Genomic DNA, 14,786 nt, shown 5'->3' on the forward strand with positions numbered 1-14,786 from the left:
ATGCGTTCGTGGCCCAGCTCACACGGTGAATCGACAGGTCCGGGGGAAGAGTGGACGCCCCTCTATACGTGACAGGGCCCGGTTTTCGAGGATCACTCCTCGAGAACCGGGCCCTTTTCGGAAGGCCGCGTACTCAGCCCGCCGCCACGCCGTCCGCCTCACCGGCCGCCGACGCCCGCTGCACGGGCACGGCGCTCGCCAGTTCCTCGGCCTCCGCGGCTCCCGCGTCCGCGGTCGCGTCCTCCGCGGCCGCGGCCGCCGTCCGCGACTCCTGGCCGGTGTTGCGTGTCTCGGCCTTCACCGCGAGGTTCGCCACCGCGGTGTTGAACTGCTCGATCGAGGTCGGCTCGTCCGGGCCCAGCAGGTACTGCTTCAGCTCGGTCCGGTCCTCGGCCAGCGGGTCGGCGGCCGGGTCGCGGACCGCGTCCAGCAGTCCGCCCAGCTCGGCGGCGCTGTTGGAGAGGATCACCGCTGCGCGCACGGCCGTGTTCTGCCGCTTGAACTCCTCCACGCCCAGCTCGGCGGAGTCCGTGACCGCGTACGGCTTGCCGCTCGCGATGAAGTCGGAGACCACGCTGGAGATGTCGGAGACCATCGCGTCCGAGACGTTGAAGCAGTCGTACAGGCGCGGTTCGGCGCCCGTGATGACCCGGTGCTCCCAGGTGCCGAAGGAACGCCAGTACGCGTCGTTCCACTCGGCCCGCAGCCGGGCGATCTCCTCGTGCTTCGCGACGTCCACCACGCCGTCGCGGGTGGCCTCGGCCTCGTCGCCCTTCTCCCCGCCGCTGCCGGCCAGCTCGGCGATCCGGGCCTCGATCCGGTTCAGGTCCGCCTTGGCCCGCGCCTGGGCCGACGCGTCGGCGGTGAAGCTCGGGTCGGCGGCCCGCCCGGCGGCGGCCTTCTCCACCAGGGCCGTGACCCGCCGGTGCGCGGCGCCGGCCTCGGCACTGACGGTGCCCGTGAACGGGTGCGGCTTGTACAGGACGCGGACCGGCGGGTCGGCCTTCACCAGCTTCTTCACGATGTTCTCGCCGGCCAGGACGAGCGAGGTGTTGCCCGGGTTGCCGTCCCAGCCCTCCCAGGTGGGCGCGTACAGCACGGTCGGGACACGGCCCTCGGGCACGCCCTGCCAGGTCTGGATCGGCGCCAGCTGCGGGCGGCCGACCTCGACGATGTCCTCGTCGCGGACACCGACGTCGGCGATGGCGTAACGGTCGCGGCCCGCCCGGCCGGCCGTCCACACCTCGTCGTAGACCTTGCTGAACGGGTTGACGCTGGCCAGCTTGTCGCTGTCGCCGTGGCCGATGAAGACGTGCTTCATGGTGGGCACGCGCAGCAGGTGGATGTTCTTGCCGACGTTCGCCGCGTACAGCGCGACCCGCACCGTCGACAGGTCCATGTTCATCAGGTGCACCCCTCCGGGCACGCAGATGACCGGGACCGTGGTGGGGGCCAGGTTCGCCAGGATGACCCGCTCACGCAGGATGATCAGCGGCTTGGAGTCCAGCTGCTCCATGGTCTCCAGCCACATGTTGACCTGGTAGGCGGAGTCCTTGGAGCCGGAGAAGTACAGCACCGTCTCGGGCCGGTACTCGCGCAGCCAGTCGTCGACCGCGGCCAGCACCCGCTCGGCCTTCGGCGGGATCTTGCGGCCGCGCACGTACGGCATCAGCGCGAGGACGTACAGCGTGCCGAGGACCAGCGTGACGCCTATGCCGACGAACGCGGCCACCGCCGACCCGGTCTGCGCGGAGACGAGTATGCCGACCACGGCCGCGAGGTCGAGGTGCAGCATCTTCTCGGCGGAGCGGTCGAGCAGGTGCTTCGACGGGGCGTCCGGGATGCGGATGCGGGAGGCCAGGTCGACGTTGCGGGTGGCGACCGGCATCCGGCGGCGGTTGCGGATCAGGGTGACCAGCGCGCCGTGCGGGGCCTGGAGGCCGTAGAACGCGATGAAGCAGGCGGTCGTCCCGTAGAAGATCAGGTTGTCCGACAGGGAGAGACGCGCCAGCAGCAGGATCAGCAGGAGCTGTCGGATCAGGAAGCGGATCGACAGGCCGGCGCGCACCTTGCTGAGGCGGTTGATCAGGTAGCTGCCCTTGCGGTGCAGATAGTGGTCCGCCAGGTACGTCACGGCGGTCGCGGCCGCGAAGGCGGGAACGCTCGGGACGAGCGCGGCCAGCATGATGGCGGGGAAGCCCGCCATCATGAGGATCGCCGCGGCCAGTTCGGCCGCGCTGCCCACCCGGGCGACGCGAATAGCGGTGGATATCACGGAGAACCTGCTCTGGGAGGGGTGCCGGTTGCGAAAGCCGAAAAAGTCCGGAAATAGAATGGTGAAGACCCTGGGAGTTTTACGGCTCAGGCCCCTGCGAATGTGCCGTGAACGGGCAGCCGCAGAGGCCTGAACAACAGAAGACTATTTGCCGGTGATTATGCCACGCCGTCCTGGCGGTCCAGCACACTGGCCAGCGCCGCGTCGAATCCGGAGGCCTGGCCGGCCGACGCCGTCGGGTCCTGCTGGCGGACGTCGATGACGTGTCCGGTCAGCTCGGACAGCAGCACGTCGAGCGAGGTGCGGGCCACGGCCTCGGAGGAGAGCAGGGTGCCCGCCGGCTCCTGGCCGAACGCCTTGGTGCGCATCGGGGTCGCGGTGCGCTCCGGGTTGATGCAGTTGACGCGGACTCCGTCGCCGGCCCACTCGTCGGACAGGGCCTGGGTGAGGTTCACCATGGCGGCCTTGGTCGAGGAGTAGAGGCTGTACTCGGCGCGTCCCCGGGTGTAGCTGCTGGAGGTGTACAGCAGCAGCTGTCCCTTGGTCTCGGACAGGTACTTGTACGACGAGCGGGCGATCTGCACCGGGGCCAGGTAGTTGACCTTCAGCGCTTCCTCGATGGTCGCGTTGTCGGTCTCGGCGAGCTTGCCGATGCGCAGCACGCCTGCGGTGTTGACGACGTAGTCGATGCGGCCGGTCTCGGCGTACGCCTTGGACAGCGCGTCGTCGACCTCCTCCGGGTTCTCCACGTGCGTGCCGGTGGTGGAGCGGCCCAGCGCGTACACCTTCGAGCCGTAGGACTCGGCCAGTTCGGCGATGTCCTTGCCGATGCCGTACGAACCGCCGAAGACGACGACCGTCCTGCCGGTCAGCAGCTCGCGGTAGGCCTCCTCGGAGACCTGCTCGGGCGCGGCGGTCGAGGCCAGCTGGAACAGCTTGTCGGCGATGAAGACGTCGACGGGCTGGGTGACCTTCATGTTGTACTCGTCGCCCGCGACCACGTGGATCGGCACGTCCGGCAGGTACCTGAGGACGACCGAGCAGTCGTCCGTGGCCTGGAAGTTGGGGTCGCCGGCGGCGACCTCGTAGGCCCGGCGGATCGTGGACAGCTTGAACGCCTGGGGCGTCTGGCCGCGGCGCAGCCGGGAGCGGTCCGGGATCTCGGTGATGAACTCGCCGTCGTCGCCGTGCGTGCGCGTGACGATGATGGTGTCCGCGGACGGGATGGCCACGTCGACGGCCTGGAAGCGCTCCAGTGCCGTGACGCAGTCGTCGATGACGCGCCGCGACAGCAGGGGGCGTACGGCGTCGTGGAACAGGACGTTCACGTCCTCGCCGTCGGCCAGCCCCTCACCCAGGGCGGCGATGGCGCGCTCGGTGGTCTCGTTCCGGGTGGCACCGCCCTCGATGATCTTCTTGACCTTCTGGAACCCGGCCTTGGCGACGATCTTCTCGATGTCCGGCACATAGCCCGGTGCCATCAGCACGATGATGTCGTCGATCGAGTCGGCCTGCTCGAAGGTGGTCAGGGTGTGCTCGATGACTGCCTTGCCGGCGATCTTCAGCAGCTGCTTGGGGATCGACAGACCCACCCGCTGACCGGTGCCACCGGCCAGGATCACTGCGGTGGTACGGGGCTTGGCTATGTGCTGTGACACAGGTTGACCTACCTTGGGACGACAGGGAACGCCGAAATGGTCCCACTCTTAGTTACCGCAGTGCAAGGTGAGCGCTGTTCGCCGCATATGTGCGCGCCATCTGTCATTCACCTTGCACTCCTGGTGATTGGGCGGACCTCGGCGGACATCCCGGGAATTGCTGTGAGTAACTCCACAGACACCGGGCATCGCTGAGCGTGACGTCCGGGCCCGCCTCGACGCCGCCGCAGCCTCCGCAGGCACCGGTGCCCCAGCACCCGCGCCGGTTCCTCCGACGAAGTCGGGCGCACCGTACGGGCCTTGGCGGGCCGGTGTGCCTGGTCGGTGCCGCCGTGGCCGCCGCGCGGGCGCCGTACAGCGTCTGGGCCGCCACCTCGGGAGCGATCAGCGGATCGCCGGGCACCTCGCCCGGCCGGACGCGGCAGGGCGGACAGCGGCGCCGGGTCGCCCGGCACGCGGGCGCCCATCGCGCCGATCCGCCCGGCCGTCTCGGCACCGATCCCGACGGCGGCCTCGACGGCCCGCCGCGGGGGTGCCGATCCGTATGTCGTGCGGGCCTTGGGCGCACGTGTTCTTCATGTGTATCACCGCGCCGTGGCGGACCGGCTGTGAATGGAGCTCATCGGGAGTCCATTGCCGCGGAATTCCTTGTCAAGATTCCGCAGCATTTCGGTCTCGGGGAGGGTGAGGGGCCGATTCGACGCGTCCGGAACCGGTTGCAGGAGACGCTCCGGCAGGCCGAGGAGCCGCTCGAAGGCGGGCAGCAGGCCGCGCCGGTCGCGGTCGTCGACCACCACGACGGTGCCCCGTCCCGGCCCACCACCCGGGCCCAGCCGAGGGAGCCTGAGACGGTGCTGAGAGATCTGGGAGTCCGGAGACCGGAGACCGGAGACCGGAGACCCGGGACACGGCCGCGTCCCAGGTCCTGGCCGGGCCTCCCTCGCCTCAGACCACCCTGACGCCCGGCCTGCCCGCGTCCACCCGCAGCCTGGCCAGCGTGCGGGGCGTGGACTTCGGCCTGAGCACCGTGTCGACGATCCGGACCTGCGCGTCGATGCGGTCGCGGCGGATGTCGAAGAGGTGGTAGCCGCGGTGCGCGTCCAGCAGTTTCCAGTGCGGGTTGTCCGCCCTCAACGGGTCCCACTGCTTGCGGAACGCGGCCTGGTCCTGGTCTCCGTTGCTGGAGATGGAGGTGCCGACGAACTCGGCGCCCACCGTGGCGGACGTCGGCCTGGCGTAGTTCTCCTTGAGGTCGCTGACCATCGTCAGGTGCCGGTCGCCGGTGAGCACGACGGGGTTGCGCACACCCCTGAACTGCTGGAGCAGCGCGTTGCGTTCGGCCTGGTAGCCGTCCCAGGCGTCGTAGTACCAGAGCTTGCCCTCGCCGATCTTCAGGTCGGTCTCGGCCATCATGATCTGCGAGGCGATCAGGTTCCAGCGGGCGGGCGAGCCGCGCAGCCCCTTGAGCAGCCACCTCTTCTGCTCGGCGCCGAGCATGGTGAGCGACGGGTCCTGGGCGCCGGCCTGGCTGGTCGCCTGGTCGCTCCGGAACTGCCGGGTGTCCAGCACGTTGAGCCGGGCCAGGCGGCCGAAGTCCAGGCGCCGGTGCATCCGGATGTGCGGTCCGTTCGGCACGGCCGTCGCCCGCACCGGCATGTGCTCGTAGTACGCCTGGTAGGCCGCGGTCAGCCGGGCCACGAACGCGTCGTGCGCCTGCTTGCCGGGGTCCTGCGGGATGTCGCCGGCGAAGTCGTTGTCGACCTCGTGGTCGTCGAAGGTGACCACGAAGGGCGCGTTGGCGTGCATCTCGGCGAGGTCCGGGTCGCTGCGGTACTGGGCGTACCGGTTGCGGTACTGGGTGAGGCTGAACGGCTCACCGGTGCCCTCGTGCCGTCGTACGGCCGTGGCCGACGGTGACGACTCGTAGATGTAGTCGCCGACGAACAGGACGACGTCCGGGTCCTGGGCCAGCATGTCGGCGTACGGGGTGAAGTAGCCCTGCTGCCAGTTCTGGCAGGAGGCGAGCGCGACGCGCAGGCCGCCCGGGGAGCTGGTCGCGGCGGGGGCGGTGCGGGTGCGGCCGACGCGCGAGGGCTGGCCGTCGGCGCGGAAGCGGTACCAGTACGTGGCGCCCGCGCGCAGGCCCCGGACATCGACGTGAACGCTGTGCCCGTACGTGGGCCGCGCCTGGGCGGTTCCCCGGCGGACGACCTTTCTGAACCGCTCGTCCTCGGCGACCTCCCACTGCACGGGCACCGTGGAGTTGGGCATGCCGCCGCCGTTCAGTGGGGCCGGCGCGAGCCGCGTCCAGATCACCACGCCGTCCGGCAGCGGGTCGCCGGACGCCACGCCGAGGCTGAACAGGCCGTCGGGAAGCGGGGTTTCGGCGGCTCGGGCGGTGTCCGGCAGCCACAGCTGGGCGGAGACCGCAGCGCCGAGGACGGCGGCTCCGGTGGCCAGGAATCGGCGTCGGTCGGGCGATACTGCTCCGGTCATCGGGCGAACTCCCCTGCCTCGCTTGTCTCGTGGACAAGGGGAAGTTCGCCCGCCGGTCGGTCCGCCCGCTGAACGCAGACCCTCGCGTGCATGACAGATGTGGAGACAACAAGCGACCCGTAGCGCCGCGGGAACCACACGATGAACGTGAGTTGGTCGCCACGGGTCTACGGGTCGTCAGGTGCTGTTGTGGGGCGGTTCGTCAGTACGCGCCCCGGGAGCCGGGCCGTGCGCGCGACACGGCCGGGCCCGGGGTGCCGACGGCTAGAACGGCTTGAAGTCGTCGAACTCCTGCGCCGCCTCGTCCCGTTCCGCCTGCTTGTCCCGGCGTCGCTGCGTGGCGGGCCGGGGCTCGTCCAGGCGGTGGTCCTCACCACGCCGGCCGAGCATCTCGGCGCCGGCCATCACCGTCGGCTCCCAGTCGAAGACGACCGCGTTGTCCTCGGGTCCGATCGCGACTCCGTCGCCGGACCGGGCACCCACCTTCATCAACTCCGCTTCGACACCGAGGCGGTTGAGCCGGTCGGCGAGGTAGCCGACGGCCTCGTCGTTGCTGAAGTCGGTCTGGCGCACCCAGCGTTCGGGCTTCTCGCCCCGCACCCGGAACAGGCCCTCGTCCTCCTTCGTGACGGTGAAGCCCGCGTCGTCCACGGCCTTGGGCCGGATGACGATCCGCGTGGCCTCCTCCTGGGGCTTGGCGGCCCGTGCCCGGCCGACCATGTCGGCCAGCGCGAACGACAGCTCCTTCAGCCCGGTGTGCGCCACCGCCGACACCGCGAAGACCCGGTAGCCCCGCGCCTCCAGGTCCGGCCGCACCATCTCGGCGAGGTCCTTGCCGTCCGGTACGTCGATCTTGTTCAGGACGACCAGGCGGGGCCGGTTGCCGAGGCCGCCGTACTCCTTCAGCTCCGCCTCGATGATGTCGAGGTCGGAGACCGGGTCGCGGTCGGACTCCAGGGTCGCCGTGTCCAGCACGTGCACCAGCACACTGCACCGCTCGACGTGGCGCAGGAACTCCAGGCCGAGGCCCTTGCCCTGGCTGGCGCCGGGGATGAGGCCGGGGACGTCGGCGATGGTGTAGACGGTGGAGCCGGCGGTGACGACGCCGAGGTTCGGCACCAGGGTGGTGAACGGGTAGTCGGCGATCTTCGGCTTCGCGGCGGAGAGCACGGAGATCAGCGAGGACTTGCCGGCGCTCGGGTACCCCACCAGCGCCACGTCGGCGACCGTCTTCAGCTCCAGGACGATGTCCTGGGTGTCCCCCGGCTCACCGAGCAGCGCGAACCCGGGCGCCTTGCGCCGCGCGGACGCCAGCGCCGCGTTCCCGAGCCCGCCCCGGCCGCCCTGCGCGGCGACGTACGAGGTCCCGTGCCCGACCAGGTCGGCCAGCACGTTGCCCGCCTTGTCCATCACGACCGTGCCGTCCGGCACCGGCAGCACCAGGTCCTGCCCGTCCTTGCCGGAACGGTTGCCGCCCTCGCCGGGCTTGCCGCTGGTGGCCTTGCGGTGCGGGGAGTGGTGGTAGTCGAGGAGGGTGGTGACGGACTGGTCGACGGTGAGGATCACGTCACCGCCGCGCCCGCCGTTGCCGCCGTCGGGTCCACCGAGCGGCTTGAACTTCTCACGGTGGACGGAGGCACAGCCGTGACCTCCGCTACCCGCGGCGACGTGCAGCTCGACGCGGTCCACGAAGGTGGTCATGGGATGTGCCTCCAGTTACGTACGGGATGGTTCTTGGGTCAACACGCGAAAGGCGGACCCGCTTCCCGTGAGGGAAGTGAGGTCCGCCTCGCGCGAAGCTTCCGATCAGGCGACCGGAACGATGTTCACGACCTTGCGGCCACGGCTGGTGCCGAACTCCACCGCACCGGCCTGCAGCGCGAACAGCGTGTCGTCGCCGCCACGGCCGACGCCCGCACCGGGGTGGAAGTGGGTACCGCGCTGGCGGACCAGGATCTCGCCCGCGTTGACGACCTGACCGCCGAAGCGCTTCACGCCGAGGCGCTGAGCGTTGGAGTCACGACCGTTACGGGTGGACGATGCGCCCTTCTTGTGTGCCATCTCTCCTCAGTCCCTTACTTCGCAGCCGCGGGGATCTCAGTGACCTTGATCGCCGTGTACTGCTGGCGGTGGCCCTGACGACGGCGGTAGCCGGTCTTGTTCTTGTAGCGAAGGATGTCGATCTTCACACCCTTGTGGTGGTCCACGACCTCGGCCTGGACCTTGATGCCGGCCAGGACCCACGGGTCGCTGGTCACAGCGTCGCCGTCGACAACGAGCAGCGTAGAGAGCTCTACGGTGTCGCCAACCTTGGCAGTGGAAATCTTGTCAACCTCAACGATGTCGCCGACAGCAACCTTGTGCTGGCGACCACCGCTGCGCACGATGGCGTACACGCGGATCTCACTCTCTCGCTCGGGAACGGCACCCCCGCAGTCCAGCCGATCACGGACGTGAGCAGCCTCTCCGGAACACCGGGTGCTCCGGAGGAAGAGGTTTACGGGGATGTGGCACGTCTATGGACACGCCGACGCTCCAGGTTACGGGCCCACGGCCGAACGGGTCAAACCGGGGCGGCGGGCCCGACCGGGACCGTTCAGCGGCCGAGGCTCTCCCGGTAGGCCACGCACGCCTCGTAGGCGGGCAGCAGTCCCTGCTCGCGGGCCTCGGCCAGGGTGGGCGCCTGCTCGTCCTTGGCGGAGAGCAGCGGGGCGAGGTCGGCGGGCCACTCGATGCCGAGGTCCGGGTCGAGCGGGTGGATGCCGTGCTCGCGCTCGGGAGCGTAGCCCTCGGAGCAGAGGTAGACCACGGTGGCGCCCTCGGTGAGCGCCATGAAGCCGTGGCCCAGGCCCTCGGAGAGGTAGACCGCGTGGTGGTCCTGGTCGTCCAGCCGAACCGCCTCCCACCGGCCGAAGGTGGGCGAGCCGGTCCGGATGTCCACGATCACGTCGAGGACGGTGCCGCTCACGCACTTGACGTACTTGGCCTGGCCGGGCGGCACGTCGGCGAAGTGGATGCCGCGCAGGGTGCCCCGGCTGGAGACGGACATGTTGGCCTGGGCCAGCGTGAGCGGGTGGCCGGCCGCCTCGGTGAAGGCCGGGGCCTTGAACCACTCGTGGAAACTGCCCCGGCCGTCGGGGAAGACCTTCGGTTCGTGCACCCAGGCGCCGGAAATCGAAAGAGGTCGCATCGCGGGGGTTCTCAGCCCTTCTTCTGCTGGTTGGTCAGGGCGCGCTTGAGGCGCCCGGCGGCCCGGCGCCACAGCGGGCGCGGCGCGGCGGCCTGCTTGGCGGCCTTCTTCCCGGCGGGCTTCCCGGCCGGGGTGTGCCGGTCGATCACCCGGGCGGTGCCGTCCTCGGCCACCACCACGTCGACCGGGAGCCGGGTCCAGCGGGCGTCGCCCCGCGTGGCGGACGGCATCCCGACCCGGACCGCCCAGCGGCGGCCGGTGAGCTTCTCCAGCGGCAGCGTGGCGGTGAGCGCGGCGCCGTCGGGCACGGCGTCGGCCGGGTACTTGCCGACGTTCTTGCGTTCGAAGCGCAGCCGCACCGGCTCGGCGCCGGCCACCGCGAGGTGCAGCGGCAGCGGCAGCCGGACCGTCGCGCCGTCGACCGAGGCCGCCGCCGGGTCCATCCGGGCCACCGCCTCGCCCTCCAGCTTCCCGGTGTGCTGGTCGACGTCGAGGGAGAGGTTGCCGGGCCCGTCGGTCCAGTACGGCAGCACGAGGCGGGCCGGGTCACCGGTGAGCGCGGGCGTCCGCCCGGCCTCGACGTCCTCGCCGCGCACCGCGCCGAGCCGGGTCTCCTTGCTCCAGCCGCAGGACTTGATCCGCATGTGCAGGTCCCAGATGCCCTTGGTGAGCGGCGCTCCGGCCGCCGCGGTCTCCGGGTCGAGCACGGCACGGGCGGAGATGCGCTGCCGCAGGGTGCCGTCCTCGGCGGGCGACTGGTGCAGCTCGCTCTTCAGGGGCAGGTAGAACTGGCGGGCGTCCTCGCGGTGCCGGACCACCAGGTCGACGTCGCTCTTGTCCAGCGGCGCCCGCAGGGTGATGCCCTGGTCGGCCAGGGCCGCCAGGGCCTCGTCGGACAACGGCGGGACCAGCAGGTCGTGGTCGCCGTCCCGGCGGAAGGCCATCGGTACGCCGTCCACCTGCATCTCGGCGTCGAAGCCGATGTCCAGGGAGCCGTTCTGCCAGCTCAGGGAGGTGAGGGTGCCGGTGGGCCGGATCCCGGCCTCCCACTCGGCGAGCGCCCGGACGTCCTGGTAGCGGTCGGCGACGACCAGTCCGGCGACCACCCGCTGGGTGAGGGCGAGACGGGCCACGACGCCCGGTCCGAAGCGCTCGGTCACCACGCCGCGGATCTCGCGGTACAGCTCCTCGGCGTAGTCCTCGGGAAGCTTGAGCAGGCGCTGGCCGCGCAGCCGCTCCACCATCTCGTTGCGCAGCCAGCGGCTGAACAGCTTGTCGCGCAGCGGGCCGGGCTCGGTCAGCTCCTCGACCACGTCGAGGGCCTCACGCAGGTTGGTGAAGTAGCCGACCGGGTCGAAGCGCTGGAAGCCGGCGTTGGAGCCGTCGTCCCGGGTGATGTGGTAGTAGCACAGGTAGTCGCTGAGGACGGCGACGCTCTTGGCCCGCAGGTACGTCTCGACGACGAAGACGTGGTCCTCCAGGCGGCGGCGGCCCTCCTTGAAGCGGATGCCGTGCTCGTCGAGGAACTCCCGGCGGAACATCTTGTGCGGGGTGAGGCTGTCGATCAGCGGCGCGTTCTCCACCGTGGCGCGCGGCCGGTTGACCCGGAACAGCTCCTGCGGGACCGGGCGTCCGATGCCCGCCATCTTGCCCACGACCACGTCGGCGTCGTTCGCCTTGCCGTAGTCGTACATCCGCTCCAGGGCCTCGTCACCGAGCCAGTCGTCGTGGTCGACGAACATCACGTACTCGCCGCGGGCCGCCGCGATGCCGGTGTTGCGGGGGCGCCCGGACCAGCCGGAGGACTCCTGGTGGATGACGTGCAGATGGGGGTGCTCGGCCGCCAGCTGGTCCAGCCGGGCGGGGGTCTCGTCGGTGGACCCGTCGTCGACGAAGAAGACCTCGAACTCGTCGGGGGTCAGGCTCTGCCGCAGCACGGACGAGACGCAGTCCTCGACGTACTTGCCGGGGTTGTAGACCGCGATGACGACGCTGACCTTGACTGTCACGCCGGGTTCTCCTTCATGTGGACCCGGTGGATCTCCGGGAAGGCCTCGATGAGCGCCGCGCGCCAGTCGCGCGGCGGCTCCATGCCGGCCGCGGCGAACCGGCCGTGACCGAGGACGCTGTAGGCGGGGCGGGGCGCGGGGCGGGTGAAGGCCGCGCTGGTGGTGGGGCGGACCCGGTCCGGGTCGGCGCCGAGCAGGCGGAAGATCTCCCGGGTGAAGCCGTACCAGGTGGTCTCGCCGGAGCTGGTGCCGTGGTAGACGCCGGCCGGCGCGGTGCCGGCCAGCGCCCTGCGGCCCAGGTCGTACAGGAGCCCGGCGAGGTCGGCGCTCCAGGTGGGCTGGCCCCGCTGGTCGTCGACGACGTCGAGGGTGTCCTTGACACCCTCCAGCTTGATCATGGTGCGGACGAAGTTGGGGCCGCCGGTGCCGTAGAGCCAGGCGGTGCGCACCACATAGCCGCGGTCCGGCAGCGTGCCCAGGACAGCCTGCTCACCGGCGAGCTTGGTGCGTCCGTAGGCGCTGCGCGGGGCGGTGGGCGCGTCCTCGGCGTACGGGGCGTCGGCGTCGCCGCCGAACACGTAGTCGGTGGAGACGTGCAGCAGGACGGCTCCCGTGCGGGCGCAGGCGGCGGCCAGGTTCGCCGGCCCGTCGCCGTTGATCCGCAGCGCCTCGGCCTCACGGGTCTCGGCGTCGTCCACGGCGGTCCAGGCCGCGCAGTTGACGACCACGGCGGGCCGGTGCCGCTCCAGCGCCCGCGTCACGGCGTCGGCGTCGGTGAGGTCCAGCGCCGTACGGTCCAGGGCGACGATCTGCTCGCCCGCCCGGGCCAGCCGGGCCAGCACGTCCTGGCCCAGCATCCCGCCCGCCCCGGTGACCAGCCAGGGCTGTGTGCTCAACGGTTCGGTCACAGCGCCGCCCGCTCCTTCAGCGGCTCCCACCAGGCGCGGTTCTCGCGGTACCACTGCACCGTCTCCGCGAGGCCCTGCTCGAAGCTCTTGCGGGGCTCGTAGCCGAGCTCCTCGCGGATCTTCGTGCAGTCGACCGAGTAGCGGCGGTCGTGGCCCTTGCGGTCCTCGACGTACTCGACGCTGGTCTCCCAGTCGGCGCCGCACGCCTTGAGCAGCAGGCCGGTGAGCTCCTTGTTGGAGAGCTCGGTGCCGCCGCCGATGTTGTAGACCTCGCCCGGGCGGCCCTTGGTGCGCACCAGCTCGATGCCCTGGACGTGGTCGTCGATGTGCAGCCAGTCGCGGACGTTGCCGCCGTCGCCGTACAGCGGGACCTTCTTGCCGTCGAGGAGGTTGGTCACGAAGAGCGGGATGACCTTCTCGGGGAAGTGGTGGTGCCCGTAGTTGTTGGAACAGCGGGTGACGCGGACGTCCAGACCGTGGGTGCGGTGGTAGGAGAGCGCGATCAGGTCGCTGGACGCCTTCGCCGAGGAGTAGGGCGAGTTGGGTTGCAGCGGGTGCGTCTCGGGCCAGGAGCCCTCGTCGATCGAGCCGTAGACCTCGTCGGTGGAGATGTGCACGAAGGTCTTGACGCCGGCCCGGTGCGCCGCGTCGATCAGCGTGTGGGTGCCGACCACGTTGGTGCGGACGAACTCCGCGCCGCCGTCGATGGAGCGGTCCACGTGCGACTCGGCGGCGAAGTGCACGACCTGGTCGTGCTCCGCCATCAGCTTGCCGACCAGCTCGGGGTCGCAGATGTCGCCCTTGACGAAGGCGAATCCGGGGTGCGCGCGCACCTCGTCGAGGTTGGCCGGGTTGCCCGCGTACGTCAGCTTGTCCAGGACGGTGACCGCGACATCACCGGGCCCCTCGGGGCCGAGCAGCGTACGCACGTAGTGCGAGCCGATGAAACCGGCACCGCCGGTCACCAGGATGCGGGTAACGGGGGTCGTCATGAGGAGATCTGCACCTTGCTGTGATCACCGAGCACGAGCCGGTGGGCCTTGGGGTTACGGGGAGCAGGCGTCACTTCGACGTCCCGCCCGATGAGCGAGGCCTCCACCCGGCGCACGCCGGTCACGGAGGAGCCGCGCAGCACGATGGAGTACTCGATCTCGCTGTCCTCGATCCGGCAGTCCTCGGAGACCGAGGTGAACGGACCGATGTACGCGTCGCTGACCACGGTGCCGGCACCGATGATGGCGGGCCCGACGATCCGGCTGCCACTGATCCGGGCACCCTCCTCGACGCGCACCCGGCCGATGATCTCGCTGTCCTCGTCCACCGTGCCCGCGGTCAGCGGCTCCACGGTCTCCAGGACGGACCGGTTGACCTCCAGCATGTCGGTGACGTTGCCGGTGTCCTTCCAGTAGCCGGAGATGGTGGTGGAGCGGACGTCACGCTTGTCGTCGATCAGCCACTGGATGGCGTGCGTGATCTCCAGCTCCCCGCGCCAGGACGGCTCGATGGAGCGGACGGCCTCGTGTATGGCCGGGGTGAACAGGTAGACGCCGACGAGCGCGAGGTCGCTCTTCGGCTGCTTCGGCTTCTCCTCCAGGCCCACCACCCGGCCCTGGCCGTCGAGTTCGGCGACACCGAAGGAGGTGGGGTTGGGAACCCTGGTCAGCAGGATCTGCGCGTCGGGCCGGTCGGTGCGGAACTCCTCCACCAGGCCGGTGATGCCGCCGACGATGAAGTTGTCGCCGAGGTACATCACGAAGTCGTCGTCGCCGAGGAATTCCTGGGCGATGAGCACGGCGTGGGCGAGCCCCAGCGGGGCGTCCTGCGGGATGTAGGTGACCTCGATCCCGAAGCGCGAGCCGTCACCCACCGCCTCGCGGATCTCCTCCGCGGTGTCGCCGACCACGATGCCGACCTCGCTGATGCCGGCTTCGGCGATGGCTTCCAGGCCGTAGAAGAGCACCGGCTTGTTGGCGACCGGCACGAGCTGTTTGGCCGAAGTGTGGGTGATCGGGCGGAGGCGGGTGCCCGCTCCCCCGGAGAGCACGAGAGCCTTCACTTATTGCGCCCCAATACTATACCTATACAGGGATGAATATCCCAGCTTGTCTGAATTAGCGTCAATCCAGGCTCACATCATAACCAGCTCACCGGATCATTCATTCACCTGTCATTCACACATTCGATTCCCGGGTGACAGGCGCGCCCCGGGAGAAAAGTGATCCGCCCCCGGTCGGACCGGGGGCGGATCAT

At 70.3% G+C, this 14,786-nt stretch carries 12 protein-coding genes; all 12 read right to left on the minus strand.

Translation table 11 applies throughout. The features are described from left to right. Positions 1-133: 133 nt before the first annotated feature. Positions 134-2,245, minus strand: a complete 2,112-nt coding sequence (locus QQS16_RS15865) for a CDP-glycerol glycerophosphotransferase family protein (protein WP_286066340.1) — start codon at positions 2,243-2,245, stop codon at positions 134-136. A 188-nt stretch (positions 2,246-2,433) separates the two neighbouring features. After that, positions 2,434-3,933: a bifunctional cytidylyltransferase/SDR family oxidoreductase gene (locus QQS16_RS15870; RefSeq protein WP_286062351.1), complete on the minus strand. Its 1,500-nt coding sequence runs from the start codon at positions 3,931-3,933 to the stop codon at positions 2,434-2,436. Between the two features lie 584 nt (positions 3,934-4,517). Continuing rightward, complete coding sequence (locus QQS16_RS43525; protein WP_353479672.1) at positions 4,518-4,730, minus strand: hypothetical protein; 213 nt, start codon at positions 4,728-4,730, stop codon at positions 4,518-4,520. A gap of 148 nt (positions 4,731-4,878) precedes the next feature. Beyond that, positions 4,879-6,429, minus strand: coding sequence for an alkaline phosphatase D family protein (locus tag QQS16_RS15880; protein WP_286062352.1), 1,551 nt, complete (start codon positions 6,427-6,429; stop codon positions 4,879-4,881). 264 nt (positions 6,430-6,693) lie between these two features. Next, positions 6,694-8,130, minus strand: a complete 1,437-nt coding sequence (gene obgE / locus QQS16_RS15885) for a GTPase ObgE (protein ID WP_286062354.1) — start codon at positions 8,128-8,130, stop codon at positions 6,694-6,696. 105 nt (positions 8,131-8,235) lie between these two features. Beyond that, a complete protein-coding gene (rpmA, locus tag QQS16_RS15890) occupies positions 8,236-8,490 on the minus strand; it encodes a 50S ribosomal protein L27 (protein ID WP_030051735.1) in 255 nt (84 codons plus the stop codon). A gap of 14 nt (positions 8,491-8,504) precedes the next feature. After that, a complete protein-coding gene (gene rplU, locus QQS16_RS15895) occupies positions 8,505-8,825 on the minus strand; it encodes a 50S ribosomal protein L21 (RefSeq protein ID WP_007381993.1) in 321 nt (106 codons plus the stop codon). A 200-nt stretch (positions 8,826-9,025) separates the two neighbouring features. Next, a complete protein-coding gene (gene rfbC / locus QQS16_RS15900; RefSeq protein WP_286062355.1) occupies positions 9,026-9,619 on the minus strand; it encodes a dTDP-4-dehydrorhamnose 3,5-epimerase in 594 nt (197 codons plus the stop codon). 11 nt (positions 9,620-9,630) lie between these two features. Next, complete coding sequence (locus QQS16_RS15905) at positions 9,631-11,628, minus strand: glycosyltransferase family 2 protein (protein ID WP_286062356.1); 1,998 nt, start codon at positions 11,626-11,628, stop codon at positions 9,631-9,633. Next, positions 11,625-12,536 (minus strand): dTDP-4-dehydrorhamnose reductase, encoded by a 912-nt coding sequence (rfbD, locus tag QQS16_RS15910; protein ID WP_286062358.1) that lies wholly within the window; start codon positions 12,534-12,536, stop codon positions 11,625-11,627. Before rfbD ends, QQS16_RS15905 begins: the two co-directional genes overlap by 4 nt. Then, complete coding sequence (gene rfbB / locus QQS16_RS15915; RefSeq protein ID WP_286062360.1) at positions 12,533-13,528, minus strand: dTDP-glucose 4,6-dehydratase; 996 nt, start codon at positions 13,526-13,528, stop codon at positions 12,533-12,535. The genes rfbD and rfbB overlap by 4 nt, the downstream gene beginning before the upstream one ends. Then, positions 13,525-14,592 (minus strand): glucose-1-phosphate thymidylyltransferase, encoded by a 1,068-nt coding sequence (locus QQS16_RS15920; RefSeq protein WP_286062361.1) that lies wholly within the window; start codon positions 14,590-14,592, stop codon positions 13,525-13,527. Before QQS16_RS15920 ends, rfbB begins: the two co-directional genes overlap by 4 nt. Positions 14,593-14,786 lie beyond the last annotated feature (194 nt).

This window comes from Streptomyces sp. ALI-76-A, assembly GCF_030287445.1.
Classification (GTDB): domain Bacteria; phylum Actinomycetota; class Actinomycetes; order Streptomycetales; family Streptomycetaceae; genus Streptomyces.

Excerpts from the sequence above, each read along its gene's own strand:
- QQS16_RS15880 (WP_286062352.1), bottom strand. The coding sequence starts at position 6,429 with ATGACCGGAGCAGTATCGCCCGACCGACGCCGATTCCTGGCCACCGGA.
- obgE (WP_286062354.1), bottom strand. The coding sequence starts at position 8,130 with ATGACCACCTTCGTGGACCGCGTCGAGCTGCACGTCGCCGCGGGTAGC.
- rfbC (WP_286062355.1), bottom strand. The coding sequence starts at position 9,619 with ATGCGACCTCTTTCGATTTCCGGCGCCTGGGTGCACGAACCGAAGGTC.
- rfbB (WP_286062360.1), bottom strand. The coding sequence starts at position 13,528 with ATGACGACCCCCGTTACCCGCATCCTGGTGACCGGCGGTGCCGGTTTC.
- rpmA (WP_030051735.1), bottom strand. The coding sequence starts at position 8,490 with ATGGCACACAAGAAGGGCGCATCGTCCACCCGTAACGGTCGTGACTCC.